This is a genomic window from Undibacterium sp. TJN25, from assembly GCF_049339885.1.
Lineage (GTDB): Bacteria > Pseudomonadota > Gammaproteobacteria > Burkholderiales > Burkholderiaceae_D > Undibacterium.
Map to the genome: position 1 here is coordinate 46,971 of NZ_JBMPPM010000011.1, position 23,782 is coordinate 70,752.

Annotated in this window: 28 protein-coding genes; 21 read left to right on the forward strand and 7 right to left on the reverse strand. The window is 58.7% G+C overall.

All coding sequences use genetic code 11. From position 1 onward, the window contains the following. Nucleotides 1-3: 3 nt before the first annotated feature. On the forward strand, nt 4-1,110 hold the full coding sequence (rodA, locus tag ACO0LO_RS23355) for a rod shape-determining protein RodA (RefSeq protein ID WP_422967911.1): 1,107 nt from the start codon (nt 4-6) through the stop codon (nt 1,108-1,110). A 74-nt stretch (nt 1,111-1,184) separates the two neighbouring features. After that, nucleotides 1,185-2,249, forward strand: a complete 1,065-nt coding sequence (locus ACO0LO_RS23360) for a septal ring lytic transglycosylase RlpA family protein (RefSeq protein WP_422968220.1) — start codon at nt 1,185-1,187, stop codon at nt 2,247-2,249. Between the two features lie 38 nt (nt 2,250-2,287). Here ACO0LO_RS23360 and rsmI read toward each other — a convergent pair whose 3' ends face one another. Next, on the reverse strand, nt 2,288-3,202 hold the full coding sequence (gene rsmI, locus ACO0LO_RS23365; RefSeq protein ID WP_422967913.1) for a 16S rRNA (cytidine(1402)-2'-O)-methyltransferase: 915 nt from the start codon (nt 3,200-3,202) through the stop codon (nt 2,288-2,290). Nucleotides 3,203-3,241: 39 nt separating this feature from the next. Here rsmI and ACO0LO_RS23370 point away from each other — a divergent pair, with 39 nt between their 5' ends. The 16 genes from ACO0LO_RS23370 to ACO0LO_RS23445 all read left to right on the forward strand — a co-directional run bounded on the left by ACO0LO_RS23370 (nt 3,242) and on the right by ACO0LO_RS23445 (nt 17,339). Continuing rightward, a complete protein-coding gene (locus ACO0LO_RS23370; protein ID WP_422967915.1) occupies nt 3,242-3,697 on the forward strand; it encodes a YraN family protein in 456 nt (151 codons plus the stop codon). 71 nt (nt 3,698-3,768) lie between these two features. Next, nucleotides 3,769-4,365 (forward strand): phosphoheptose isomerase, encoded by a 597-nt coding sequence (locus tag ACO0LO_RS23375; RefSeq protein ID WP_422967917.1) that lies wholly within the window; start codon nt 3,769-3,771, stop codon nt 4,363-4,365. After that, on the forward strand, nt 4,358-5,032 hold the full coding sequence (locus tag ACO0LO_RS23380; protein ID WP_422967919.1) for a BON domain-containing protein: 675 nt from the start codon (nt 4,358-4,360) through the stop codon (nt 5,030-5,032). The genes ACO0LO_RS23375 and ACO0LO_RS23380 overlap by 8 nt, the downstream gene beginning before the upstream one ends. A gap of 128 nt (nt 5,033-5,160) precedes the next feature. Next, nucleotides 5,161-5,751: a LemA family protein gene (locus ACO0LO_RS23385; protein WP_422967921.1), complete on the forward strand. Its 591-nt coding sequence runs from the start codon at nt 5,161-5,163 to the stop codon at nt 5,749-5,751. Nucleotides 5,752-5,880: 129 nt separating this feature from the next. After that, entirely contained in the window at nt 5,881-7,827 is a 1,947-nt protein-coding gene (locus tag ACO0LO_RS23390) for a M48 family metallopeptidase (RefSeq protein WP_422967923.1), read from the forward strand. Nucleotides 7,828-7,886: 59 nt separating this feature from the next. Further along, on the forward strand, nt 7,887-8,228 hold the full coding sequence (locus tag ACO0LO_RS23395) for a c-type cytochrome (protein ID WP_422967924.1): 342 nt from the start codon (nt 7,887-7,889) through the stop codon (nt 8,226-8,228). Then, the gene (locus ACO0LO_RS23400; RefSeq protein WP_422967926.1) at nt 8,225-9,505 is read left to right on the forward strand and encodes an FCSD flavin-binding domain-containing protein; all 1,281 of its coding nucleotides are present in this window, start codon (nt 8,225-8,227) and stop codon (nt 9,503-9,505) included. The genes ACO0LO_RS23395 and ACO0LO_RS23400 overlap by 4 nt, the downstream gene beginning before the upstream one ends. Before the next feature lie 133 nt (nt 9,506-9,638). Continuing rightward, on the forward strand, nt 9,639-9,983 hold the full coding sequence (locus ACO0LO_RS23405; RefSeq protein WP_422967928.1) for an ArsR/SmtB family transcription factor: 345 nt from the start codon (nt 9,639-9,641) through the stop codon (nt 9,981-9,983). Nucleotides 9,984-10,060: 77 nt separating this feature from the next. Continuing rightward, on the forward strand, nt 10,061-11,419 hold the full coding sequence (soxC, locus tag ACO0LO_RS23410; protein ID WP_422967929.1) for a sulfite dehydrogenase: 1,359 nt from the start codon (nt 10,061-10,063) through the stop codon (nt 11,417-11,419). Between the two features lie 16 nt (nt 11,420-11,435). After that, nucleotides 11,436-12,518 (forward strand): c-type cytochrome, encoded by a 1,083-nt coding sequence (locus tag ACO0LO_RS23415; RefSeq protein WP_422967930.1) that lies wholly within the window; start codon nt 11,436-11,438, stop codon nt 12,516-12,518. A gap of 113 nt (nt 12,519-12,631) precedes the next feature. Further along, on the forward strand, nt 12,632-13,099 hold the full coding sequence (soxY, locus tag ACO0LO_RS23420; protein WP_422967932.1) for a thiosulfate oxidation carrier protein SoxY: 468 nt from the start codon (nt 12,632-12,634) through the stop codon (nt 13,097-13,099). A gap of 72 nt (nt 13,100-13,171) precedes the next feature. Then, nucleotides 13,172-13,483, forward strand: coding sequence for a thiosulfate oxidation carrier complex protein SoxZ (gene soxZ / locus ACO0LO_RS23425; protein WP_422967933.1), 312 nt, complete (start codon nt 13,172-13,174; stop codon nt 13,481-13,483). 72 nt (nt 13,484-13,555) lie between these two features. After that, on the forward strand, nt 13,556-14,371 hold the full coding sequence (gene soxA / locus ACO0LO_RS23430; RefSeq protein WP_422967935.1) for a sulfur oxidation c-type cytochrome SoxA: 816 nt from the start codon (nt 13,556-13,558) through the stop codon (nt 14,369-14,371). A 15-nt stretch (nt 14,372-14,386) separates the two neighbouring features. Then, nucleotides 14,387-15,043 (forward strand): sulfur oxidation c-type cytochrome SoxX, encoded by a 657-nt coding sequence (soxX, locus tag ACO0LO_RS23435; protein ID WP_422967937.1) that lies wholly within the window; start codon nt 14,387-14,389, stop codon nt 15,041-15,043. Nucleotides 15,044-15,078: 35 nt separating this feature from the next. Then, nucleotides 15,079-16,827: a thiosulfohydrolase SoxB gene (gene soxB, locus ACO0LO_RS23440; RefSeq protein WP_422967939.1), complete on the forward strand. Its 1,749-nt coding sequence runs from the start codon at nt 15,079-15,081 to the stop codon at nt 16,825-16,827. A gap of 2 nt (nt 16,828-16,829) precedes the next feature. Beyond that, nucleotides 16,830-17,339, forward strand: coding sequence for a thioredoxin fold domain-containing protein (locus ACO0LO_RS23445; RefSeq protein ID WP_422967941.1), 510 nt, complete (start codon nt 16,830-16,832; stop codon nt 17,337-17,339). A gap of 43 nt (nt 17,340-17,382) precedes the next feature. Here the strand turns inward: ACO0LO_RS23445 and ACO0LO_RS23450 are convergent, their stop codons facing one another. The 5 genes from ACO0LO_RS23450 to ACO0LO_RS23470 all read right to left on the reverse strand — a co-directional run bounded on the left by ACO0LO_RS23450 (nt 17,383) and on the right by ACO0LO_RS23470 (nt 19,763). Continuing rightward, a complete protein-coding gene (locus ACO0LO_RS23450; RefSeq protein WP_422967943.1) occupies nt 17,383-17,808 on the reverse strand; it encodes a BLUF domain-containing protein in 426 nt (141 codons plus the stop codon). A 64-nt stretch (nt 17,809-17,872) separates the two neighbouring features. Continuing rightward, entirely contained in the window at nt 17,873-18,574 is a 702-nt protein-coding gene (gene folE / locus ACO0LO_RS23455; protein WP_422967945.1) for a GTP cyclohydrolase I, read from the reverse strand. A gap of 150 nt (nt 18,575-18,724) precedes the next feature. Then, nucleotides 18,725-18,937: a cysteine-rich CWC family protein gene (locus ACO0LO_RS23460; RefSeq protein WP_422967946.1), complete on the reverse strand. Its 213-nt coding sequence runs from the start codon at nt 18,935-18,937 to the stop codon at nt 18,725-18,727. Nucleotides 18,938-18,967: 30 nt separating this feature from the next. Further along, on the reverse strand, nt 18,968-19,171 hold the full coding sequence (locus ACO0LO_RS23465) for a zf-HC2 domain-containing protein (RefSeq protein WP_422967948.1): 204 nt from the start codon (nt 19,169-19,171) through the stop codon (nt 18,968-18,970). A gap of 22 nt (nt 19,172-19,193) precedes the next feature. Then, a complete protein-coding gene (locus ACO0LO_RS23470; RefSeq protein ID WP_422967950.1) occupies nt 19,194-19,763 on the reverse strand; it encodes a sigma-70 family RNA polymerase sigma factor in 570 nt (189 codons plus the stop codon). 137 nt (nt 19,764-19,900) lie between these two features. On the opposite strand from ACO0LO_RS23470, the gene argB reads away from it, so the two are divergent. The 3 genes from argB (at nt 19,901) to slmA (ending at nt 22,318) form a co-directional block, all read left to right on the forward strand. Beyond that, complete coding sequence (argB, locus tag ACO0LO_RS23475; RefSeq protein ID WP_422967952.1) at nt 19,901-20,824, forward strand: acetylglutamate kinase; 924 nt, start codon at nt 19,901-19,903, stop codon at nt 20,822-20,824. A gap of 135 nt (nt 20,825-20,959) precedes the next feature. After that, nucleotides 20,960-21,664 (forward strand): pyrimidine 5'-nucleotidase, encoded by a 705-nt coding sequence (locus ACO0LO_RS23480; protein WP_422968221.1) that lies wholly within the window; start codon nt 20,960-20,962, stop codon nt 21,662-21,664. A gap of 78 nt (nt 21,665-21,742) precedes the next feature. Further along, entirely contained in the window at nt 21,743-22,318 is a 576-nt protein-coding gene (slmA, locus tag ACO0LO_RS23485) for a nucleoid occlusion factor SlmA (protein ID WP_422967954.1), read from the forward strand. 37 nt (nt 22,319-22,355) lie between these two features. On the opposite strand, the gene ACO0LO_RS23490 is transcribed toward slmA, so the two are convergent. Then, complete coding sequence (locus tag ACO0LO_RS23490; protein ID WP_422967956.1) at nt 22,356-23,630, reverse strand: diguanylate cyclase domain-containing protein; 1,275 nt, start codon at nt 23,628-23,630, stop codon at nt 22,356-22,358. Nucleotides 23,631-23,782 lie beyond the last annotated feature (152 nt).

Sequence of the window (23,782 nt, forward strand, 5' to 3'; positions counted from 1 at the left end):
GGTATGCAAGGTAAATTCGTCAACTGGCAGGCGATCCGGTCCCGCGTCATGGTGTTTGATGCGACGCTGGCCATGATCATGTTCCTGATTATGTCGATAGGCATTGTCACGCTGTATTCCGCCGGCATGGACTTCCCCGGCCGTGTCGAGGGCCAGATGCGCAACATCTTGATCGCCTTCTGCGTGATGTGGATCGTGGCCAATATCCCGCCGCAGACGCTGATGCGCTTTGCCATTCCCATTTATACCTTCGGCGTGGCGCTGCTGATCGCCGTAGCGGTAGTCGGCACGGTCAAAAAGGGAGCGCGCCGCTGGATCAATATAGGCACCGACGTGCAACCCTCGGAAATCATGAAGATTGCCACGCCGCTGATGCTGGCCTGGTACTTCCAGAAGCGCGAAGGAGGCTTGCGCTGGAAAGATTTCATCATTGCCGCTGTCATCCTCGGTGTGCCGGTAGGCCTGATCGCCAAGCAGCCTGATCTCGGCACCGCGCTGCTGGTCGTCGCCGCCGGGTTTGCGGTGATCTTCCTGGCGGGGCTATCCTGGCGCGTGCTGATTACGCTGGTGCTGCTGGTGGCCGCCAGCGTGCCGGTGATCTGGCCGCGCCTGCATGGCTACCAGCGCGACCGCGTGATGACGATGATAGACCCGACGACCGATCCGCTAGGCAAGGGCTTTCATATTATCCAGTCCACGATCGCAGTAGGGTCCGGCGGCATCAGCGGCAAGGGATGGCAGCATAGTACCCAGGCCAGGCTGGGTTTTGTGCCGGAGCAGACGACGGACTTTATCTTCTCGGTCTTTTCTGAAGAGTTCGGCTTTGTCGGCAACTGCGTTCTGGTCGTGCTGTATTTCCTGCTGGTGATACGCGGGCTCATGATCGCTGCGAATGCGCCCACTCTGTTTGCCCGGCTGATGGCCGGGTCGGTGACGATGATTTTTTTCACCTATGCCTTTGTCAACATGGGCATGGTCAGCGGAATCCTGCCGGTAGTGGGCGTGCCGCTGCCTTTCATGAGCTACGGCGGCACCGCGCTGGTCACGCTGGGCATGGGAGCGGGCATTCTGATGAGTGTGCAGCGTAACCGCAAACTGGTGCAGTCATGATCCGGCGTTTTCAATGGCCGCAACAGGGCCGAACGGCCTTGCGATACGCGGCCTTGCAATGCGCGGCCTTGCTTGTGCCAGCGGTGCTGCTGGCCGGCTGCGGCAGCACACCCAAGCTACCCACATCCGAGACTCCGCGCCAGGCAGGCGCCGTTGCCAGGCCCGCGCCGGGCACGCCGCAGCTGCCCAAGGCCAATTCCGGCAAGGGCGGCTATTACAAGGATGACGGCCCTGGCGATAATCCGCCGGAAGGGCTGGAATTCACGGTTGATCCGATTCCGGTCGTGGAAGCCTTTTCCAAGTCCGGCAACAAGCCGTACTCTGTATTCGGCAAGACCTACACTCCCATCACCGACACCACCACGCCTTTCATCCAGCGCGGCATTGGCAGCTGGTACGGCAAGAAATTTCATAATCAGAAGACGTCTTCCGGCGAGCTGTACGATATGTACAAGATCACCGCAGCCCATCCCACGCTGCCCATTCCTTCATACGCCAGGGTCACCAACCTCGCCAACGGCAAACAGATCATCGTCAGGATCAACGACCGCGGTCCCTTCCATTCGACGCGCATCATCGACCTGTCCTATACCGCCGCGCTGAAGCTGGGTTATTTGGGCAGCGGTAGCAGCCAGATCGAAGTGGAGCGTCTGCTGCCAGCAGACATAGAGAAAATGGCCGAGAATCGCAAGAACCAGCCGCCGGCGCTGGCAGCGGCGTCGGCCACGCTGGCGACGACCAATGCAGTGCCTGCGGTAGCACCTGTGCCGGACAATAAAAAGACCTCAGACAAAACGCTGGTGGCGGATACCGGCCCGACGGACCAGATCACGATGGAAGACTTGCTGGCCATGCAGGAAAGCAAACCTGTGGAGAAAGTGGCGGCCGTGCCCAGCACGTCTGCCGCGTCCGGCTACTACCTGCAGTTCGGCGCCTATGCGATCAAGGCCAATGCGGAAAGCATCCAGACCCATTTGCAGGCCAGACTGGAAAACCGTTTGCCCGCGTTCGACATCGTGCAGCAGGGTAGTTTGTACCGGCTGGTCAGCGGGCCGTTTGCCAGCCGCGCGGAAGCGAGCGCAGCCTTGGCGCAGGCCGGCAGCCTGGGAATAGCGAAACCGCTGATCGTGCAGCGCTAGCCTGGCCCTGAGGGTGGCGTTGAAAGGCCGCAGCCGGGCTATTCTTCCGCGGCTTCCTTCATTTCCAGCGCCAGCTGATAGAGTGCATTTTTCTTTTGTCCGGTGATCTGTGCAGCCAGAGACGCAGCCTGTTTTACTGAGCATTCTTCCAGCAAAATACCAAGGATGCGCCGCGCCTCGTGCAGGTCGTCGTCGTTGTCGGCGGGGGCGCCTTCGACCAGCAGCACATATTCACCTTTTTCTCCGTGCGCATTATTCTTCAGCCATTCTGCCGCGTCCGCCAGGGGGCAGCGATGGATCTGTTCAAACAGCTTGGTCAGCTCGCGCGCGAACACAATCTGGCGGCTTGCGCCGAATACGCCGGCCAGAGCCTGTACCGACTCGACGATACGGTGCGGCGCTTCATAAAAGATCAGCGTTGCGGGAAGCTGCTCCAGCGAGCGCAGCACGGTGTCGCGCTGGCCGGCCTTGGCAGGCAGGAAGCCGGCAAAATAAAACTGGTCATTGATCAGGCCGCTGGCGGACAGCGCGGTGATGGCGGCGGAAGCACCTGGCATCGGCATCACGCTCAGGCCCGCCGCGCGCACTGCATCCACGATCTTGGCACCAGGGTCGGACACCCCGGGGGTGCCTGCATCCGATACCAGCGCAATGCGCTCGCCGGCCTGCAGGCGTGCAACCAGCTTGTCCGCTACTTCCCGCTCATTATGCTGATGGGCGGCAAGCAGCGGCTTGCTGATGCCATAGCGTGTCAGCAGTTGCGCGGTATTGCGCGTGTCCTCGCAGGCGATAGCGTCTGCCAGCGACAGCAGGTGCAGCGCGCGCAGCGAGATGTCGCAGACATTTCCTATCGGCGTGGCAACCACGTATAAGGTGCCGGCCGGGTAGCTTTGCCTGGCCAGGGTTTCCATGACAGGAGAATTGACCAGCGTGTGGATGTCGGACGTGCTCATGCTATATTCCGGGATGTGAACTAAACAGGATTGTACGACATGCCGGTATGGGAATGGCTGACCGGGCAGAAACAGGCGCAAAAATCACCGGACTTGCCTGAATCGCCCACTCTGAAGCATAAACCGGGAAGCCGGCAAAGCGGCGCGCGCACCAGCCGCCAGCAGGCCGGCGACGAGGGTGAGCAGCGCGCCTTGCTGTATTTGCAGAAAGCCGGCCTGGTGCTGGTGGAGCGCAATTTCCTGTGCAAGGGCGGCGAGATCGATATGGTCATGCAGGACCGGGCCAGCCTGGTGTTTGTCGAAGTCCGCAGCCGCGCCTCGTCGCAATTCGGTGGAGCGTTGGCCAGCGTGACGCCGGCCAAGCAAAGGCGCATGGTAGTTGCCGCACAAGTTTTTTTACAGCGTTACAGCAGGGTTCCAGCCTGCCGTTTTGACCTGGTCTGCATACAGGATGGCGAGCTGGAGTGGTTACAGGATGTAATAACGGGGTCTTAGCGCCCGGTTCCATTACAAAATAGTTATTTCCTTCAAATTTAGGGCTGTTTGCCGCTTTATAATCGCGCATCATGACAAATCAACGTATCCTGGCGCACTTCCAAGAAAGTGCCGAATTAAAAATGCAGTCCGCCGAACTGCTGGCCCAGCCTATCGAATATGCTGTGGAACTTATGTTTTCTGCATTGTCTAACGGGAACAAGATCCTGGCGTGCGGCAATGGCGGCTCGGCAGCGGATTGCCAGCATTTTGCGGCAGAACTGGTCGGCCGCTTCGAGCGTGAACGCCTGCCGCTGCCGGCGATGGCGCTGACGACCGATACCTCTATCCTGACTGCGGTTGCCAACGACTACAGTTTCCAGGAAGTGTTTTCCAAGCAGGTGCAGGCTTTCGGCCAGGCCGGCGACGTATTGCTGGCCTTGTCCACGTCGGGGAATTCTGCCAGCGTGGTCAATGCGATCAAGGTAGCGCTGGAGCGCGAAATGCGCGTCGTGGCGCTGACCGGCAAGGGCGGCGGAGAAATCGGCAAGATACTGACCGACGCCGACGTCAATATCTGTGTTCCGCATGACCGTACCTGCCGTATCCAGGAAGTCCATTTATTAACCATACACTGTCTGTGCGACGGCATCGACGCCGCACTATTCGGAGGAGACGCAAATGACTGACCGTTCTACTGTCTGGCAAAAGACGGCCAAGCCGCTGGCTGCAATAACCCTGTGCTGTGCTGCACTGGTAAGCCTGCAAGGCTGCGTAGGCGTGATGGTGGGCGGCGCAGTAATGGGTACGCTCGCTGCCACCGACCGCAGGACGCTGGGCGCACAGACCGAAGACAAGACCATTGCCGTCAAGGGCGATACCCGCCTGAACCGCGTGCTCGGCGATTCTGCGCATGTCAATGTCAACAGCTTCAACCGCAAGGTACTGCTGACCGGCGAAGTCGCCGACGAGCAGGCCAAGGCAACGGCTGACCGTGAAATGCGCGGCATAGAAGGCGTGGCCTCGGTCGCCAATGAATTGCAGGTGGCCGGCGTGTCCAACTACACCAGCCGTTCCAATGACGCGCTGATCACCGGCAAGGTGAAGGCGTCGTTTGTGGATACCAAGGACCTGTACGCCAGCGCCTTCAAGGTCGTCACCGAATCCAACGTTGTTTACCTGATGGGCCGAGTGACCCAGCGTGAAGGCAACCTTGCCGGCGAAGTGGCGCGCGGCGTCAGCGGCGTGCGCAAAGTGGTCAAGGTGTTTGACTACATCAGCGAAGGCGAGCTGAAGGAAATGATGGCGACACCAGATACTTCCAGCAAGGATAAAGACGGCAGCAAAGACAAATAATCTGGCGGCAGCCGCCAAGCCGGGTTTTTACTCTTCATCACGCTTAGCCGCAATTCGCAATACTGCACAGAAGACGCCCGCGGCACCAGTTGCCCCGGGTTTCCTTACCATACTCTACGGGAGCAATCATGGCGGCACTGATCATTCTGGTGGTCATTATTCTGGTATTGGTTTTCTGGGCGGTCGGCGCCTACAACAGGCTGGTCAGCCTGCGTAATCGTTTCAAGAATGCGTTTGCACAGATCGATGTGCAGCTTAAACGCCGCTACGACCTGATTCCCAACCTGGTTGAAACCGCCAAGGGCTATATGAAGCACGAAAGGGAAACGCTGGAGGCGGTGATCGCCGCGCGCAACCAGGCGGTTACCTCCAGCGCCAAAGCCGCCGGTGATCCCGCCGATGCGGCAGCGGTGCAGCAGTTATCCGCAGCGGAAGGCGCGCTGACCGCGTCGCTGGGCCGCATGTTTGCGCTGTCGGAAGCCTATCCCGACCTGAAGGCCAATCAGAACATGATGCAGCTCACCGAAGAGCTGACCAGCACCGAAAACAAGATCGCTTTTTCGCGCCAGGCGTATAACGATAGCGTCATGCAGTACAACACGTCGATAGAGCAATTCCCGGGTTCGGTCATTGCCGGCATATCGGGTTTCCGCGCCGGTGAACTCTTGCAGGCAACCGAGTCGGCTGAAGAGCGTAAGGCCATCAAGGTGTCGTTCTAGGCGAAAGCCAAGTTTCGGCAATATGGCTTGGCACAATACGGCAAAACACACAAAAGCGGCAATAAGCGGCAACAAGCGGCGCGCCGCTGCCTTCGCATACCACGTAGTATTTAAAGCCTCCAGATCCTGATGGATTTCTTTGAGCAACAAGACCAGGCGCATCGCCAGAGCAGGAAATTGCTGCTGCTGTTCTTGCTCGCGGTGCTGGCCATTGTGCTGGCCGTCAATGGCAGCCTTGCGCTGATCTGGATATGGGCGCATGGCGGCCCGCTGTCGCCGGCCCATCCTTATCCGCATGGATTCTTCCTGACCAATACGCTGCTGACACTGCTGTTTATCGGCGGCGGCACCTTGCTGGAAACTGTCAGGCTAGGCAGCGGTGGCGATGCGGTAGCGCAGATGGCCGGCGGCCGCCTCGTGATGCCGTCTTCAAAAGATACGCAGGAGCGTCGCCTGCTGAACGTTGTCGAGGAAATGGCGCTGGCATCCGGCATTGCCTGCCCCCGCGTATATGTGCTGGACAAGGAGGATGCGATTAACGCCTTTGCCGCCGGCTACCACCAGAACGAAGCGGTGGTGGCCGTCACGCGCGGCGCGCTGGCACGCCTCACGCGGGACGAACTGCAAGGCGTAGTGGGGCATGAGTTCAGCCACATCATGAATGGTGACATGCGCATGAACATCAAGCTGATCGGCGTGCTGTTCGGCATACAGATGCTGGCCGGCTTTGGGCAGGAGCTGATGTATTGGGGTTCGCAGCTGGGCTCATCGCGCGGCCGCGACGACAAGGGGCCGCCTTTGCAACTGGTGCTGCTGGTGGTGGGCGCGGTATTTTTTGTGGTTGGCTACGTTGGTATCTTTTTCGGGCGCCTGATCAAGTCCGCCGTGTCCCGCCAGCGCGAATTCCTGGCCGATGCCAGTTCGGTGCAGTTTACGCGTAATCCGGACGGCATAGGCGGCGCCTTGCGCAAGATAGGCGGCCTCGGCCGTATCAACCAATGCGGTTCGCGCATAGACAGCCCCAAGGCAGAACAGTTGTCCCACCTGTTTCTCGGCGCGGCGCGGCCCAGCCTGTTGTCCGGCCTGTTCGCTACCCATCCGCCGTTGCAAGAGCGGCTGCGCCGCGTGTATGGCCGGCATGTGGATTTCCTGGACGCAGGCGAGCTGCATGAAGCGCTGGATATCGCGCCACTGCCCGAGGGTGTATACGGTTTCGGCTCCAGGAACATAGAACTGGTGCAGGCCGCAAAAGCCAAGGCGCAGGCAGCGGCAGGAGTGTCCCAGGCGGCTGACGGGCGGCCCCGAACGGCACTGGCGCCGGCATTGATGAATGCCGCGCGCGACCCGTTCGGCGCGGGCGCACTGGTATATGCGTTATTGCTGGACAAGTCGGATCCGCAAGCCTATGTGGAGCAACTCGCCATACTGGACCGCGGCGCGCAGCAGCAATGCGCGCTGGCGACGCAATTATGGGAAGGTATCGAGAAACTGCCTCTCAGTGCGCGCCTGCCGCTACTGGACCTGGCAATGCCGGCGCTGCGCATGCTATCTGATGAGCAGCGCATCAGCCTGCTGGCGATCGCAGACCAGTTGATCGTGGCTGACCAGCGAATCACGCTGGCAGAATTCGTGTTGCAGACTGTGCTCAGCCGGCGCCTGGGGCCCCGTTCCGCGCGCGCCGCGGAGGTCCGGTACCGGCGTCTGACGGAGTTGCGGGCTGAGACTATACTATTGCTATCGCTGGCTGCTTTTGCTGCGGGAGAGACCGGTTCAGTCAGTCAGGCGTTCATGCGCGGCGCATCTGCCGTGCCGGAGCTAGGCATAGAAGGCAAGGACATGGTGGCCGTGGCAAAGCTGGATTTTGCTGCTGTCAAGCAGGCACTGGACAGGCTTAATCAACTGGCCCCACTGGCCAAGCCTTTTCTGGCGCGCATGCTGTTGGCCGCCGCCGGCTCTGCCATGAACGTGCAGGTTGCGGATCTGGTGCGTTGCATTTGCGCTGCTATTGATAGCCCGGTGCCCGATGCAGTCGCGGCAACGTACACGCAGCACCATTGGGCTTACGGCGGGGCCTGAAGCGGCAAGATGGACAGCAATACAGACGACAAGACAGACACAGATAATAAGGAGGCCCTATGGCTCGCATGATTGCATGGATGCTGTTTAGCTGCGCGCTGCCTGCGCTGGCGCAGGCAGCAGCGGATACCACAATGGATACCCGCAAAGCGGCGCAACGCCTTGCCGCCAGCTGTGCCGGCTGCCATGGCACGACAGGGGTGGCTGTGGGCAACAGTTTGCCGCCGCTGGCGGGGCAGTCCAGCGCCGGCATCATTACCAGCATGCAGGCGTTTAAATCCGGCGCCCGGCCTTCGACGGTGATGCAACAGCTGGCCAAGGGATATACCGATGAACAGGTGGCGCAGATAGCCGCCTATTTTTCTGCACTGAAACCGGTTCCGGCAAGAGGTGAAAAATGAAACGCCGTCAATTCATGCAGGCGCTGGGCAGCCTGGTGCCGGCCGGCGCGTTGCTGGCTAGCCCGCTGGCGCGCACGCAGGCTGCACCTCGCGCAAGGGTGGTTGTCGTCGGCGGCGGTTATGGCGGCGCTACGGCCGCTAAATACCTGCGCCTATGGGGCGAGGGAAAAATCGATGTCACGCTGGTGGAGCCGAATCCGCAGTTCGTTTCCTGCCCCTTGTCCAATCTGGTGTTGGCAGGGTTCCGCCAGATGTCTGACATCACGCTCGGTTACGATAACCTGGTGCAGCGGCATGGTGTAAAGCTGGTCCGGGATTATGCGCAGTCGGTAGACAAGGAGCAGCGCATGCTCACACTGGCCAGCGGCCAGAGCCTGGCTTATGACAGGCTGATCTTGAGCCCCGGCGTTGATTTCCTGTGGGACCAGCTGCCCGGCATGGCTACGCCGGAAGCCCAGCAAAAAATCATGCATGCATGGAAGGCCGGGCCGCAGACGCTGACCTTGCGCAAGCAGCTGGAAGCGATGCCGGACGGCGGCACGTTTGTCATTTCCATTCCGCCGGCGCCCTTCCGCTGCCCACCAGGCCCGTATGAACGGGCCTGCCAGGTGGCGGCCTATTTTGCCCGCTACAAAAAGAAATCCAAGGTGCTGATCCTGGACGCCAATGACGACGTATTGTCCAAAGGGCCGCTGTTCAAAAAGGTCTGGGCCGAGCAGTACAAGGGCATCGTTGAATATACGCCAAAATTTACAAGTGCCGATGTCGATGCCGCCGCCAATACTGTCATTTCCGACTTCGGCGACAGGGTGCAGGGTGCGGTAGTCAATGTGATTCCGCCGCAGCGCGCCGGCGCCATTGCCGTGCAGGCAGGCGTTGCCAACATGAACAAGCGCTGGTGCGAAGTGGACTTCCTCACGTTTGAATCGACCCAGGCAAAGAATATCCACATACTCGGCGATGCGATCCAGGTCGCGCCGCTGATGCCCAAGTCCGGGCACATGGCGAACCAGCATGCAAAGGTCTGCGCTGCCGCAGTCATTGATCTGCTGAACGGCGACACACCCAACCAGGCGCCCATGCTCAACAATACCTGTTACAGCTATGTGTCGGAGAAAGAGGTCGTGCACATCGCTTCGGTGCATGCCTACAGCGCCGAGAAAAAGACCTTCCTCAGCGTGCCCGGCGCCGGCGGCCTGTCGGCGGCGGCAAATGAAGCCGAAATGAAGTTCGCTGAAAGCTGGGCGCAGAATATCTGGGCCGATACCCTGGCCTGAGTGGCCTTTGGGCAGGCATTGCAGCGGACGCATCTGCTGCAATGCAAGATCAAAATGTCTTGTATATTCAACTTATTAATTGATAATGCATATAACTATATGCTTTATTGCGCATATAGTTGATGGAGCAGCGATGAATGAACTGAACCAGTTGTTTGAAAAAGTATCGGGATATTTTGCCCTGTTGTCCGAGCCTACCAGGCTGAAGATCCTGCACGCCTTGTGCGATGGGGAGAAATCGGTAACGGATGTGGTCGCGTCGGTGGAGTCCACGCAGGCCAATGTGTCCCGGCACCTGAATACGATGTACCGCGCCGGAGTCCTGGGCCGCCGCAAGGAAGGCAATATGGTGTACTACGTCATTTCCGACGAAGCCTGTGTCGAACTATGCCGGTCGGTATGCACGCAGATTGCCAGCAGCATGGAAGAGCAAAATATTTCCAGGCGAGCGGTCAGGGATTTCATGCCATTGGGATAGCCGTTTCGTAAGATATCCGGGTTGTAGCCGGTTTGTCTGCACGACGGCCTTGTAGCATTGTGCAAAAGACGGACAAGATGACCCAGCAAAAACCGCCAGGACGTTTGCAGAAAGCCCCAGAAAATTTCCTCGGCCAGGACCTGATCCAGGAAATCACGACACAGGGGCTGAACGAGCAGCGCCGCTCCTTCCTGCGCAGGAGCTTTGCCGCCACACTGGGCACGGCCGCTGGCCTGGCCTCCTCAAAGGCGATGGCTGCGGACGTCTTCGAGGGTGATCCGGCGATCCTGAACCTGCCCGAATATTCCAGAACCCTGGGTTTGCCGGTGGCAACCAGCCCCTATGGCCAGCCTTCCAAATACGAAAAAAATCTGCAGCGGCGCGAAAGCCCGGGCCTGACAAGAGTGGGCGCGGCTTCGGTATCATTCTGCCCGCTGCAAGGCATGTTTGGCATCATCACCGCCAACGGCCTGCATTTCGAACGACACCACCAAGGCTGGCACGACATCGATCCGCAACAGCACCGGCTGATGGTTAACGGCCTGGTGAGCAATCCCAGCGTTTTTACGATGGACGACATCATGCGGCTGCCGTCGGTGTCGCGCATGCATTTCATCGAGTGCGGCGCCAATACCGGCATGGAGTGGGGCAATGTCGCCGTGCCTACCGTACAGTACACGCACGGCATGCTGAGCTGCTGCGAATTCACCGGTGTGCCGCTATCGACAATACTGGATGCCTGCGGCATCGATCGCAAACGCGCGCGGTTCATCCTGGCGGAAGGGGCTGATGGCTCTTCGATGACACGCACTATTTCGCTGGAAAGGGCCATGGATGATGTCATGGTGGCGTATGGCATGAACGGCGAAATGCTGCGGCCGGAAAACGGCTATCCGTTACGGCTGGTGGTGCCGGGCGTGCAGGGTGTTTCCTGGGTCAAGTGGCTGCGCAGGATAGAGGTCGGCGACATGCCGTATGCGACCAAGGACGAGACCGTCCACTATATCGACCTGATGCCGGACGGCACGCACCGGCAATATACGTCGATACAGGAATGCAAATCCGTCATCACGACGCCATCCGGCGGGCAGCAACTGATCGACAAAGGCTATTTCAATATTTCCGGCATTGCCTGGTCGGGACGAGGCAAGGTCAAACGGGTAGATGTTTCCGTGGATGGCGGCAAGAACTGGCGTACGGCAAGGCTGGAAACACCGGTGCTCAGCAAATGTCTGACGCGCTTCAATATCGACTGGGTATGGAATGGTGGTGCGGCGATACTGCAATCGCGGGCCATCGATGAAACCGGCTACGTGCAGCCGCAGATGCGGCAGTTGCGCGAAGTACGTGGCGCAAAATCGATCTATCACAACAACGCGATACAGTCTTGGCAAGTGGCGGAAACCGGTGAGGTAGGCAATGTCCACGTTTCCTGAAATGTGTAGCTTCGCTGTGAGCCGAGCAGTTCGCGCAGTATTCACCGTTCTGCTGCTGTGCTTTGTGTCGATGCAAGCGCTTGCTGCAGACAGCTATCCCGGCGTGGGCCGTACTGCCACGGCGAAGGAAATCGCCGCATGGGATATCGACGTGCGTCCGGACTTCAAGGGTTTGCCGCCCGGTTCCGGCAGTGTGGAAAAAGGCATGCTGGTGTGGGAAGGAAAATGCGCGATGTGCCACGGCAGTTTCGGCGAGTCCAACCAGGTGTTCACGCCCATCATCGGCGGTACAACAAAGCAGGATATAGAAATTGGCCGCGTGGCCGCGCTAAGCGGCAACACGCAGCCGCAACGCACGACGATGATGAAACTGTCGCAGGTCTCCACGCTGTGGGACTATATCAACCGTGCAATGCCCTGGAATGTGCCCAAATCACTGACGACCGACGAAGTCTACGCGGTAACTGCGTATATCCTGAACATGGCTGAAGTGGTGCCGGACGACTATGTGCTCAGCAACCATAACATCGCCGATGTGCAGAAACGCCTGCCGAACCGCAATGGCCTGCAAACCCGCCACGGCATGTGGGATATCAAAGGCAAGCCTGACGTCAGGAATATTGCCTGCATGACGGATTGCGCTGCAAGCGTCAGCATCTCATCCCGCCTGCCTGATTACGCCCGGAATGCCCACGGCGATATCGCCGAACAAAATCGTCTCATCGGCCCGGTGCGCGGTGCGGACACGCTGGCCGCCGCGCCGACTGAGCCGCTGAAAGGAAAGACCGTGCCCGCGGCGCCTTCGGCCTCTGCTGAACCGCCGAAAAACAATGTTGCGCCCGTCATTGACGCGGCAGCGCTGGCAAAAAAATATGCGTGCATGGCCTGCCATGGCATCAGCAACAAGATAGTAGGTCCGGCCTTGCGCGACGTGCAGAAAAAGTATGCGGGTGTATCCGGCGCTGAAGACACGCTGGTCGCCAAGATAAAAGCGGGCGGGCAAGGCGTCTGGGGCAGTGTTCCCATGCCTTCCAACGCGCAAGTGCCCGATGCCGATATCAAAATGATTGTCAGATGGATCATGGGCGGCGCCCAATAAAAAAGCCGGGGCACGGAATGGAGAAAGCCGGCAATTTACTCTTGTTTCCATGGAAATAATAAATCCGGCTGAAAAACTATTAAAATAGGTTTGTATAAACAGGAGAGACGTCAATGGAACAAAATCGTCGTGATGTATTGCGCATCGCCAGCATCATGGGTATGGCGGTCGCTGCGGGACTGATCAAGCCGGGCGAGGCCTGGGCGCAGGCGCAGGACTGGAACAAGTCTGCGTTTGATGCCAAGAGCCTGGGCGACACCGTAAAGGCATTGGGTGGCAGCACTGCCAGCGCTTCGACAGCAGTGGTGATCGATGCGCCGGATATCGCCGAAAACGGCGCCGTGGTGCCTATCGCGATATCGTCCACGCTGCCCAATGTGCAGCAGATGGCCATCGTCGTGGAAAAAAATCCGGCGGCGTTGTCCGGGACCTTTGCGATCCCTGCCGGTACGGAGCCCTATGTCGCGACCCGCGTCAAGATGGCGCAGACATCCAATGTGCATGCACTGGTCAAGGCCGATGGCAAATGGTTCGTCGCAAGCAAAGAGATCAAAGTCACTCTGGGCGGCTGCGGCGGCTAGCAGGCGACCCGGAAGGCCCGGTGCAACAAGCATAGGGCATACCGGGCACGAATAAATAATCAGGAGAGCAGCATGGCAGACCCGATGCGCATACGCGCAACAGAAAAAGCAGGCGTCACCGAAGTCAAGGTATTGATGAGCCACGAAATGGAAACCGGTCAGCGCAAGGACGGCAGCGGCAAGATCGTGCCGGCCTGGTTCATCCAGAACGTGTCGTTCAAGCATAAGGACAAGGAAGTGTTTACTGCGCAGTTCGGCACGTCCATTTCCAAGAACCCTTTATTGTCCTTCCGTTTCAAGGGTGCGGAAAAAGGCGACAAGATCACCGTAGACTGGGTCGATAACCATGGCGACAAGCGGCACGACGAAGGCACCGTCATCTGACGAAGTGTTGTTTTTCCCTGCATTTCCCCTGTCACGCATGGTTGCGGCAGGCAGCAAGATCATGGAGACAAGATGAAAACGTTGAACAGGCTGATCCTGGCGGCAGGCGCGCTGGCGCTGGCAAGCACGGCACATATCGCCCTTGCCCAACAGGGCAAGGATGATCCGCTGACCAAATACCGCGACATGCTGGCAGGCGACAATCCGGCGGAGCTGTCGGAAATGAAGGGCGAAGTGCTGTGGAAGACGCCGCGCGGCCCCAACAAGGTCAGCCTGGAAAAGTGCGATCTCGGTGTCGGCCCGGGCGTGGTGGCGGGCGCCTACGTAAAGCTGCCGCGTTATTTTGAAGACACCAAAACGGTCCAGGACCTGGAATCGCGGCTGGTGACCTGCATGGTGACCTTGCAGGGCATGAGTGCTGCGGACGCCAAGAAAAATCCTTTCTCTTCACCGGGCAAGCCCTCCGACATGGAGGCGCTGGCAGCCTACATCACCGAACAGTCGCGCGGCATGAAGATGGCGACGCCGCTGTCTCATCCCAAGGAAAAAGAAGCCTATGCGATAGGCCGCCAGATATTTTATTACCGCGCCGGACCTTACGATTTCTCCTGCGCTACCTGCCACGGTGCGCCGGACAAGCGCATACGGCTGCAGTATCTGCCGGACCTGACCAATTCCAAGGACGCCCGCGAAGCCTATGCGACCTGGCCTGCCTACCGCGTTTCGCAGGGCGAGGTACGTACGATGCAGCACAGGCTGAACGACTGCTTCCGCCAGCAGCGTTTTCCCGAGCCCTTGTACACCTCCGATGCGATTACCGCGTTGACGATGTTCCTGGCGAAGAATGCCGAAGGCGCGACCTATAATGCGCCCGCTCTTAAACGTTAAGCCTGAAGCGAGATCATGATGAACAAGAAAAACATATCGATGGCAGGCGCGGCGCTGATAGCGCTGGCGGTCGCCCTGGCCGGCTGCGCCGGCATGGGCAGCAGTGGCAGCAATGGTATTTCCGACGCAGAAGCGGCCAGGCTGGCGCAGGAGTCGATGAAGGCTTCTTTCGTGACCAGCGGCATTGCATCCATCGACAGGCTGACCCAGGATGAGCTGCAACGCATCTGCACCGAGTATGCGGGCAAGGAGGTGCCGAAGGACATTGCAGGAAAAATAGAAAAAGCACAGCTATCCGCCATCGTCATGCCGGCAACGGATACGCCGAACGGTAGCTGGCAGGAAGGCGAAAAAATTGCGCAGAACGGACGAGGCCTGACGTTCAGCGACAAGGCCGGTGATGTCGGCGGCGGCAACTGCTATGCCTGCCACCAGATTGCGCCGCAGGAGATTTCCTATGGCAATATCGGCCCTTCGCTGTACAACTACGGCAAGCTGCGCGGCCAGGGTAAGGAAATCGCCGATTATACGTACAAGAAAATCTACAATGCGCAGGCATTTTCAGCATGCTCGAACATGCCGCGCTTCGGCCACCAGAAGATATTGACGCAGGCGCAGATCATGGACCTGGTCGCGCTGCTGCTGGATCCGAAGTCGCCGGTCAACCAATAAGGCCGGCCGGTTCGTTCCACTCCTTCGGAGCAGTCATGTACAGGCGAGAATTTCTACAAATGCTGGCAGCGGGCGCCGCTGCCGGTTTGCCTTTGGCCAGGTATGCATCCGCGGCCAATGCTGCCGATGCTGCGGACGCCAGTGCCGCGGATGGCGGCATGTATCATCTGCCCGCTTTTGGTAATGTGCATCTGCTGCACTTTACCGATTGCCATGCGCAGCTCAATCCCCTGTATTTCCGCGAACCTGATGTCAACCTCGGTTTTGACGGCCAGTTCGGCAAACCGCCGCACCTGGTTGGCGAAGCCTTGCTGAAGGCCTACGGCATACGGCCCGGTACGGTGGAAGCGCATGCTTTTACTTATCTAGATTATGCGCAGGCAGCCAAGACTTATGGCAAGGTCGGCGGATTTGCGCACATCGCTACGCTGGTCCGGCAATTGAGGGCGAGCCGGCCGCAGGCGCTGTTATTGGACGGAGGCGACAGTTGGCAGGGTTCGGCGACTGCGCTATGGACCAAGGGCCAGGACATGGTCGAGGCCTGCAAACTACTGGGCGTGGATATAATGACCGCGCACTGGGAGTTCACGCTTGGCGATAAAAGGGTGCAGGAAATTATCAGCAAGGACCTGGCCGGCAAGATCGATTTTGTCGCGCAGAATGTCAAGACCAATGATTTCGGCGACCCGGTATTTATGCCCTATGTCATCAGGCAGCTCAACGGCGTGCCGATGGCCATCATAGGCCAGGCCTTTCCTTATACGCCGATTGCCAACCCGCGCTATATGGTGGCGGACTGGACCTTTGGCATCCAGGAAAAGGAAATGCAGGCTACCGTCAACGATGCACGTGCCAAGGGTGCGCAGGTGGTCGTGGTGCTCAGCCATAACGGCATGGATGTGGACCTGAAGATGGCCAGCCGCGTCACCGGCATTGACGCCATCATGGGCGGACATACGCATGACGGCGTGCCCGCACCCGTCATCGTCAGCAATGCCAGCGGCAAGACGCTGGTGACCAATGCCGGCTCCAACGGTAAATTCCTCGGCGTGCTGGATTTCGATGTGATGCACGGCAAAGTCAGCGATTTCCGCTACAAGCTGCTGCCGGTATTCGCCAATATGCTGCCGCCCGACCGGGAAATGCAGGCGCTGATTACAAAGCTGCGGGCGCCGTATGCGCAACAACTGGCGGAGGAACTTGCCGTCAGCGAGGGTCTGCTGTACCGGCGCGGGAATTTCAACGGCAGTTTCGACCAGCTGATCCTGGATGGCCTGATGGCGGAAAAAAATGCAGAGATCGCTTTTTCGCCGGGCTTCCGCTGGGGCACCTCGCTGCTGCCCGGACAGACCATCACGATGGAACACCTGATGGACCAGACCGCGATCACCTATCCGTATACGACTGTGACCATGATGAGTGGCGACACCATCAAGACCATCCTGGAAGACGTGGCTGACAACCTGTTCAATCCAGATCCCTACTACCAGCAAGGCGGCGACATGGTGCGTGTCGGCGGCTTGCAGTATGCGATTGACCCGGTGGCTCCCATGGGCGGGCGCATCAGCGACATGCGGTTGGCCGGCAAGACGATAGAAGCAGGCAAGCAGTACAAGGTGGCAGGTTGGGCGCCGGTGGCCGAAGGCGCCAGCGGCGAGCCTATATGGGACGTCATGGCGCGTTATCTGAAATCGCAGAAGCAGGTCGGCACGCGCACGCTGAACCAGCCAAAGATCAAGGGCGTACGCGGCAATCCCGGCATTGCGCCGGGCCAGGGGAGCTGAGCATGCGAGGCTGGCGTGTCTATCGGGGCTATCGCGTCTATCGTATCCATCATCTCGTCGGCTTGCTGCTGACACTGCTTGCGATCTGCCTGTTACAGGCAACTCCCGTCATGGCAAAGGAAACGCCGCTGCCTGCGGCGGTCAACCTGCGGCAGGAGGCCATTGCCGCAGCGAAGCAGGGCATGCCGCTGATCCTGATCGTCAGCCTGCCGGATTGCCCCTACTGCGAGCAGGTGCGGCGCCAGCATCTGGTTCCGCTGAGCAAGCAGGGAGTCATCGTGCGCCAGGTATATATCAACAGCGAAATCATCGTCAGCGGGTTCGACGGCAAGCTCATCAGCGAGCGGCAAGTGGCGGCCGCCTATGCGGTCAAGGCCGCGCCTACGGTGCTGTTCCTGGATAGGGATGGAAATGCGCTGGCGCCGCCCATCGTCGGCGCCTTGCTGGAAGATTTTTATGGAGCGTATCTGGACGAGGCGATAGAAACGTCCAGGCGCAAGCTTGCGGAATAAGCCGTGGTCTGTCTCTTGTGTCGGCCACCGATGAATGAAGCGTTCAGGTGCGTCCGACGATGGAGGCCGTGGCGATCAGCTCTTCCACCAGCGCCAGCGACATCTTGCCCGACATTGCATGCGGGTTCAGTTCCGGCAGATCCGAATATTTCAACAGGATGGATGGGTTGATCTTGCCCAGGTTGGCCTGGCCCATGGTCCAGCCGCTATAGCGCCGCTCCATGATTTCTTCATAGTGCAGCAATATCACATCGGTATGGCGCGGATCCTTCAAAATCTGCGCATACAGTTTGTTGACCGCTTCGCGGCCGCCTTCCAGCACCTGCATGAACACGTTGTCGCTGTGGCACAGGATGCCGGTAATGCCGTTCTTCGGGTTATGGGTGCGCGACTGCTGCATGATGTCGGCAATGATATCGCAGAGCTTCTTGTCTGCGGCCCGGCTGGCATAAAGTAATCTGACTAGCATGCTGCTCTCCTTGTACTGTTGCGCACTATCGCGTTGCGCCTTTATCTGCCGGCGCGGACGCGGGCTATCGTTTAATCAGGGACAGGAATTCACGGCGCAGGTTGGGATCCTTCAGGAAGGATCCGTGCATCACGCTGTTGATCATCTTGGCATCCATGTCCTTCACGCCGCGCCAGTGCATGCAGAAGTGGTCGGCTTCCATGACCACGGCCAGCCCATCCGGATGCATCTTCTCCTGCAGCGTGTCGGCCAGTTGCACGACGGCCTCTTCCTGTATCTGCGGGCGGCTCATGACCCATTCGGCGATCCGCGCGTATTTGGACAAGCCTATCAGGTTGGAATGTTCATTCGGCATTACGCCTATCCACACCTTGCCGATAATCGGGCACAGATGGTGCGAGCAGGCGCTGCGCACCGTGATCGGGCCGATGATCATCAGCTCGTTGAGGCGAGATGCATTCGGGAATTCAGTGACCGCCGGCATAGGTACATAGCGGCCCTTGAAGACTTCGTTGATAAACATCCTGGCCACGCGGCGGCCGGTGTCCTGCGTATTGTGGTCGCTGTCGGTATCGATGACCAGGCTTTGCAGCACCCCCTTCAGCTTCTCTTCAACCTCGTCAAGCAGCTGGTCGAGTTCGCCCGGCTGGATGAACTGCGCAATATTATCGTTTGCATGGAAGCGGGTTTTTTTCGCCTGTATGCGTTCGCGTATGCGCTGGGAAACAGGGATGGGCGTATCGACTGGGGTCAGGGTGGTAGGCATGCTTGCTTCCGGTGGTGTGTATCCATTTCCCTTCAGGCGCGTCTCACGCAGTGATGGAATGGATACTATTTTAGGTAAACATGCTTATGGTAACTGAAATGCGCGCAGGCTGTCCCGCCGGCATCATTGCTTCGCCAGCGTAAGCGCGGGCTAACTCTTTTGTGCTGCGGCGTCATTTTCAGCTTTCCAGGCGCGCAGGCAATCAGGACAATAGCAGCTGGCGTCCTGGGGGATGGCGATACTGCTGCTGGCCGGCAGGTCTTCCAGGCGCAGCCTGGGCATGGCGCCGCACCAGCAATCTTTGCCGGTCTGGTCGGCCATGCAACAGGTGAATTGCGCGTTGCAGCGCGGGCAATTGCTCATGGTGCGATGATAGTGCGTTTGTCGTGGGAATCAGGGCTCCGGGGAAAACGGATCCTGGAATTTCATTTTTTGCATCGCCTGGCGTATGGTCTGCATCTGCCCGTTAAAATTGGTGCAGGCATCGCACACGCTGAGGTGCAGGCGTAGCCGGGTGCGCTCGAAAGTTCCCAGGTCCCGGTCCAGGCCTTCGGAGACTATCTTGTGCGCTTCCTTGCATGTGAGTCGAATCAGCATATCTTTCCTGCAATTTATATTATTAGGCTTGTTTGCCGAACCAGTTCAAATCCAGGCACTCCCTTAGGCGCAGCCGTGCGCGATATAGAACTACCCATACGTTAGACGTAGTCAGCTGCAATTCCTTACAAATTTCTTCGGTATCCAGATCCAGCCATTCGCGCATCATGAAAACCCGGGCGGTCTTGGCCGGCAGCTTTTCCAGGCATATTTCCATGACACGGAAAAAATCCTTCTGTTCCAGCGTCGCGTCCGGGTCGCCCCAGGCCTTCGGCATTTCTATCGTGTGGCCGTCAGCCGCAAACAGGCTGTCGATCAGATCGGCCTCGGACTCATCGTCGGTGGTCTGCAATTGCTTTTCCTTGCTGGACGCGCGCAGGCAGTCGATGATCTTGTATTTCAGGATGCCTATTACATAAGTCCGCAGCGATGACTGGCCGGCAAAACTGTCCGGTTTCTCCAGAATGGCCAGCAAGGCGTCCTGCACCGCATCTTCCGCCAGCGTATCGTTGCGTAATTGCAGTAGGGCAAAGCGCAGTAGCGCAGGGCGCATTGCCTCCAGTTGCAGGTAAAGTGTTTCGCTAGATGTCATTTGAGCAAAATATTCAAAATTTGCGATCTGAAATACCCATGTTCGGCAAAGAAACTTGCACTGTTTCCCTGTAAAATCCTGAAAATCGAATTGAAGAAACGAATTTAAGACCTTTTATCAGGACATCAGGATACCTTATGAGCAATGCAACCGATACCGAAACGGCGCCGATAGACAGACTGGCTTCGGTCGCTCCGGAGATCAAGGCAGAGATTCTAGCTGAAGCGCTGCCGTATATCCGTAAATTTCACGGAAAAACCATCGTCGTCAAATACGGCGGCAATGCCATGACCGAAGAACGGCTGAAACACGGTTTCGCACGCGACGTGATCTTGCTGAAACTGGTCGGCATGAACCCGGTTGTCGTGCATGGCGGCGGCCCGCAGATCGATAATGCGCTGAAAAAAATAGGCAAGCAGGGCACTTTCGTGCAAGGCATGCGGATTACCGACGAAGAAACCATGGAAGTGGTGGAGTGGGTGCTTGGCGGCGAAGTGCAGCAGGATATCGTCATGCTGATCAACCATTACGGCGGCCAGGCAGTCGGCCTGACGGGCAAGGACGGCGGCCTGATCCGCGCGCGCAAGCTGAAAATGGCCGACCGCGAAAATCCGGGCAACTTCCTCGATATCGGCTTTGTCGGCGAGATCGACGCGATCAACCCGGCCGTGGTCAAGGCGTTGCAGGACGATGCGTTCATCCCCATCATTTCGCCTATCGGTTTCGGTGAAGACGGCCAGGCGTATAACATCAATGCCGATCTGGTGGCGGGCAAGATCGCTGAAATCCTGAAGGCTGAAAAGCTGATCATGATGACGAATATCCCCGGCGTGCTGGACAAGCAGGGCAACCTGGTCACTGATTTGTCGGCGCGCGAGATTGACGAGATGTTTGCAGACGGCACCATCTCCGGCGGCATGCTGCCGAAGATCTCATCGGCGTTGGATGCCGCCAAGTCGGGCGTCAACACGGTGCATATTATTGATGGCCGCATTGAACATTCGCTGCTGCTGGAAGTGCTGACCGAGCAGGCTTTCGGCACGATGATACGCAGCCACTAGTGGAGTGCAACAGTTGAAAGGGGAGTAAAGGGCACGTGACAAGCACGCTCGTTTCAGCTGTTACAGTTCACCGTGCCTTACTCGCCCGGGAATACGGGCGGCCTGTGCCGCCCGCTGCCCACACTCCATGATCCGATGAAATCCAAGCGTTCCGGCCCGGTCTGGCTGTTTGACCTCGACAATACGCTGCATAATGCGTCGCATGCCATCTTCCCGGCGGTCAACGTCAACATGAATGCTTACATGGCCAGGGTGCTGGGGGACGGCGATAATCCGGCCGATCCGGCCACCGTGGACGCAGCCCGGCTGCTATATTGGCAACGCTATGGCGCCACGCTGATGGGCCTGATCAAGCACCACGGCGTGGACGCCGACGACTTCCTGCATGAAGCGCACACCTTTGAAGACCTGCCGGCAATGATACGGGCCGAGCGCGGGCTGGCCGGCCTGTTCCGCCGCCTGCCGGGGCGCAAGATACTGCTGACCAATGCGCCGCGCAAGTATGCGCGCGATGTGGTACGCCACATCGGCCTGCACCGGCATTTTGCCGAGCATATCCCCATTGAAGACATGCGGGTGTTTCGCCGCCTGAGCCCCAAGCCTTCGCGCCGCTACCTGCGCAAGCTGCTGGCCGGGCTCGGTGTTGCTGCTGCACGCTGTATCCTGGTGGAAGACACTGTCGCCAACCTGCGCGCGGCAAAGCAGCTGGGCATGCGCACCGTATTGGTGACCCAGTACCTGCCGCAGCAGCCAAGGGCAGGAAAATCAAAAAAATCTGCCGCTTGCATAGATGTAACAGTAAAATCCGTACAACAACTACCCGGCCGCCGCTGGAGTTAGCTGCCCGGCCTGGCGCTGTGATCCGGCAGCCCGGTCGCTGCTGAAAGTTCATTGCATCCACTATTTAAAAAAATAAACATGGCAACCTCCAAACCGGGCGAACGCAAGCTACAGATACTCCAGACCCTGGCCGCGATGCTGGAAAATCCCAAGGGCGAGAAAATCACCACGGCGGCGCTCGCGGCAAAGATAGAGGTATCGGAAGCGGCGCTGTACCGCCATTTCGCCAGCAAGGCGCAAATGTTCGAGGGTTTGATCGAGTTCATCGAAAGCACGGTGTTCGGCCTGATCAACCAGATCAGCGAACAGCATGAGGACGGCCTGCTGCAGGCGCAGGCGATCGCATTGATGCTGCTGAATTTTTCCGAACGTAATCCCGGCATGACCAAGGTAATGACAGGCGACGCGCTGGTCAATGAAGACGAGCGCCTGCAAGTGCGGATGAACCAGTTTGTGGAGCGCGTGGAGCTGGCGTTCAGGCAGGCGCTGCGGCTGGCTGTCACGCAGGGCAATGCGGTGGAGGGCGAAGTGGCTGGCCGTGCCAACATGCTGTCCAGCTTTGTCGTCGGCCGCTGGCATCGCTACGCCAAGACCGGATTCAAGCAGGTCCCTACCGAGTACGGCGCGATGCAGCTTGCGCTGCTGCTGCGCTAGCCCGCACTAGTTTGTACTGGTTTGTACTTACGGCATTTCAGATTGTTTTGTGGGTGCGGTAGATATCCTTGCCCGCCGCCTTGGCAGCCGCCAGCGCGAGGTCGCCGTTGCGCAGCAACTGCCGCTGTTCCTGTGCATGCAGCGGCGCGCAGGTCAGGCCTATGCTGGCGCTGACTGCCAGCTTCTGGCCATACAGGAGGATGGGCTGCCGTATTCCCGCCAGCAGCCTGTCCGCCAGTGATTCCGCCAGCTGGATACTGCCTACCTGCGGCAAGATCGCGGCAAACTCGTCGCCGCCGATGCGGCATAGCGTGTCGGTGCCGCGCAAGGTGGTCGCCAGCCGACCGGCTATCGTGGTCAGCACGAAATCGCCGGCTTCATAGCCGAATTCGTCATTGATGAATTTGAAGTTATCCAGGTCGATGAACATCAGTGCGGCGAGTTCTCCGGTTTCCGCCGCCTCGTCCACATGGTGCACCAGCACGCGGTGAAAGTAATGGCGATTGGGCAGCCGGGTCAGGCTGTCGTGGTTGTCCAGGATATCGGTCTTTTGCTCTTCCTCGCGCTGCTGCCGGATCGCGATGTCCTCGCTGGATTCCCAGTTGTCGATGCGCGCCAGCATCTGGTTGAAATGCTGGATCAGCGGTGCGAATTCATGCTCGCCGTCATTCCAGATGCGCATGCTGTAATCGTTCAGGTTCACCACCTGTTCCGACACGGTAACCAATTCATGCACAGGTTCCAGCGCTTGTATCTGCAGCCTGGTGAGCCGGTAGCAGGCTAACAGCGCGGCCACGGCGCTCAACACCAGGCCGGACAGCAGCAAAACCAGCAATTCCTGGTAAATGGAAAAAATACTGGTATGCAGCTGCAGCCTGCCGACAATCTCGTCTTCCAGAATGATAGGGGTCGCCACACTCAGCTGGCTGATGCTCCAGCTGGTATGTACGGATTTGTCCATGACCAGCATGTCCGCGCCGGCCGGGCCATTGAACTGGCTGAGCACACTCCAGTTGGCGAAGCTGCGCCCCTGAACATCATAGACATTGACGGATTGCAGGCCGGGGCGGCTGCTGGACTGCAGGATCTGGTTGCGCGCAGCTGCGGCATCCTGGATGGAAACGGAGGGGGCCAAGCTGGCCGCCAGCATGCCGGCTTCGGAAATGACTTCGTTGCGTACATGCCGTTCAGCAATAAAAAGGCTGATTGTCAGCAGGCAGGCCAGCGTCGCCAACAGGCTGGCCAGGATGGTGGCGAAGTTATAGCCTGAAAATTTCCTTGCCAGCGGCAAATTGGGCACAAGCCTTTGCATGTCATCCTCATTGAATGTGTGCACCCATTATCAATGAATATTGGCAGATATGAAAGTTTGCCCAGGCAAATGATCCTTCGCCGCCACATTGTGCGCAGGACGGTTGACAATCCCGCTGTGCAGTGCAGACTTTCTGCGGTTACACTGCTCGG

Coding starts and splice junctions, on each gene's coding strand:
- ACO0LO_RS23400 (WP_422967926.1), top strand. CDS start 8,225: ATGAAACGCCGTCAATTCATGCAGGCGCTGGGCAGCCTGGTGCCGGCC.
- ACO0LO_RS23405 (WP_422967928.1), top strand. CDS start 9,639: ATGAATGAACTGAACCAGTTGTTTGAAAAAGTATCGGGATATTTTGCC.
- ACO0LO_RS23380 (WP_422967919.1), top strand. CDS start 4,358: ATGACTGACCGTTCTACTGTCTGGCAAAAGACGGCCAAGCCGCTGGCT.
- argB (WP_422967952.1), top strand. CDS start 19,901: ATGAGCAATGCAACCGATACCGAAACGGCGCCGATAGACAGACTGGCT.
- rsmI (WP_422967913.1), bottom strand. CDS start 3,202: ATGAGCACGTCCGACATCCACACGCTGGTCAATTCTCCTGTCATGGAA.
- ACO0LO_RS23385 (WP_422967921.1), top strand. CDS start 5,161: ATGGCGGCACTGATCATTCTGGTGGTCATTATTCTGGTATTGGTTTTC.
- ACO0LO_RS23395 (WP_422967924.1), top strand. CDS start 7,887: ATGGCTCGCATGATTGCATGGATGCTGTTTAGCTGCGCGCTGCCTGCG.
- soxZ (WP_422967933.1), top strand. CDS start 13,172: ATGGCAGACCCGATGCGCATACGCGCAACAGAAAAAGCAGGCGTCACC.
- ACO0LO_RS23450 (WP_422967943.1), bottom strand. CDS start 17,808: ATGCTAGTCAGATTACTTTATGCCAGCCGGGCCGCAGACAAGAAGCTC.
- folE (WP_422967945.1), bottom strand. CDS start 18,574: ATGCCTACCACCCTGACCCCAGTCGATACGCCCATCCCTGTTTCCCAG.
- rodA (WP_422967911.1), top strand. CDS start 4: ATGCAAGGTAAATTCGTCAACTGGCAGGCGATCCGGTCCCGCGTCATG.
- ACO0LO_RS23460 (WP_422967946.1), bottom strand. CDS start 18,937: ATGAGCAATTGCCCGCGCTGCAACGCGCAATTCACCTGTTGCATGGCC.
- soxY (WP_422967932.1), top strand. CDS start 12,632: ATGGAACAAAATCGTCGTGATGTATTGCGCATCGCCAGCATCATGGGT.
- ACO0LO_RS23375 (WP_422967917.1), top strand. CDS start 3,769: ATGACAAATCAACGTATCCTGGCGCACTTCCAAGAAAGTGCCGAATTA.
- soxC (WP_422967929.1), top strand. CDS start 10,061: ATGACCCAGCAAAAACCGCCAGGACGTTTGCAGAAAGCCCCAGAAAAT.
- ACO0LO_RS23490 (WP_422967956.1), bottom strand. CDS start 23,630: ATGCAAAGGCTTGTGCCCAATTTGCCGCTGGCAAGGAAATTTTCAGGC.
- soxB (WP_422967939.1), top strand. CDS start 15,079: ATGTACAGGCGAGAATTTCTACAAATGCTGGCAGCGGGCGCCGCTGCC.
- ACO0LO_RS23480 (WP_422968221.1), top strand. CDS start 20,960: ATGAAATCCAAGCGTTCCGGCCCGGTCTGGCTGTTTGACCTCGACAAT.
- slmA (WP_422967954.1), top strand. CDS start 21,743: ATGGCAACCTCCAAACCGGGCGAACGCAAGCTACAGATACTCCAGACC.
- soxX (WP_422967937.1), top strand. CDS start 14,387: ATGATGAACAAGAAAAACATATCGATGGCAGGCGCGGCGCTGATAGCG.
- ACO0LO_RS23445 (WP_422967941.1), top strand. CDS start 16,830: ATGCGAGGCTGGCGTGTCTATCGGGGCTATCGCGTCTATCGTATCCAT.
- ACO0LO_RS23370 (WP_422967915.1), top strand. CDS start 3,242: ATGCCGGTATGGGAATGGCTGACCGGGCAGAAACAGGCGCAAAAATCA.
- ACO0LO_RS23465 (WP_422967948.1), bottom strand. CDS start 19,171: ATGCTGATTCGACTCACATGCAAGGAAGCGCACAAGATAGTCTCCGAA.
- ACO0LO_RS23470 (WP_422967950.1), bottom strand. CDS start 19,763: ATGACATCTAGCGAAACACTTTACCTGCAACTGGAGGCAATGCGCCCT.
- soxA (WP_422967935.1), top strand. CDS start 13,556: ATGAAAACGTTGAACAGGCTGATCCTGGCGGCAGGCGCGCTGGCGCTG.
- ACO0LO_RS23390 (WP_422967923.1), top strand. CDS start 5,881: ATGGATTTCTTTGAGCAACAAGACCAGGCGCATCGCCAGAGCAGGAAA.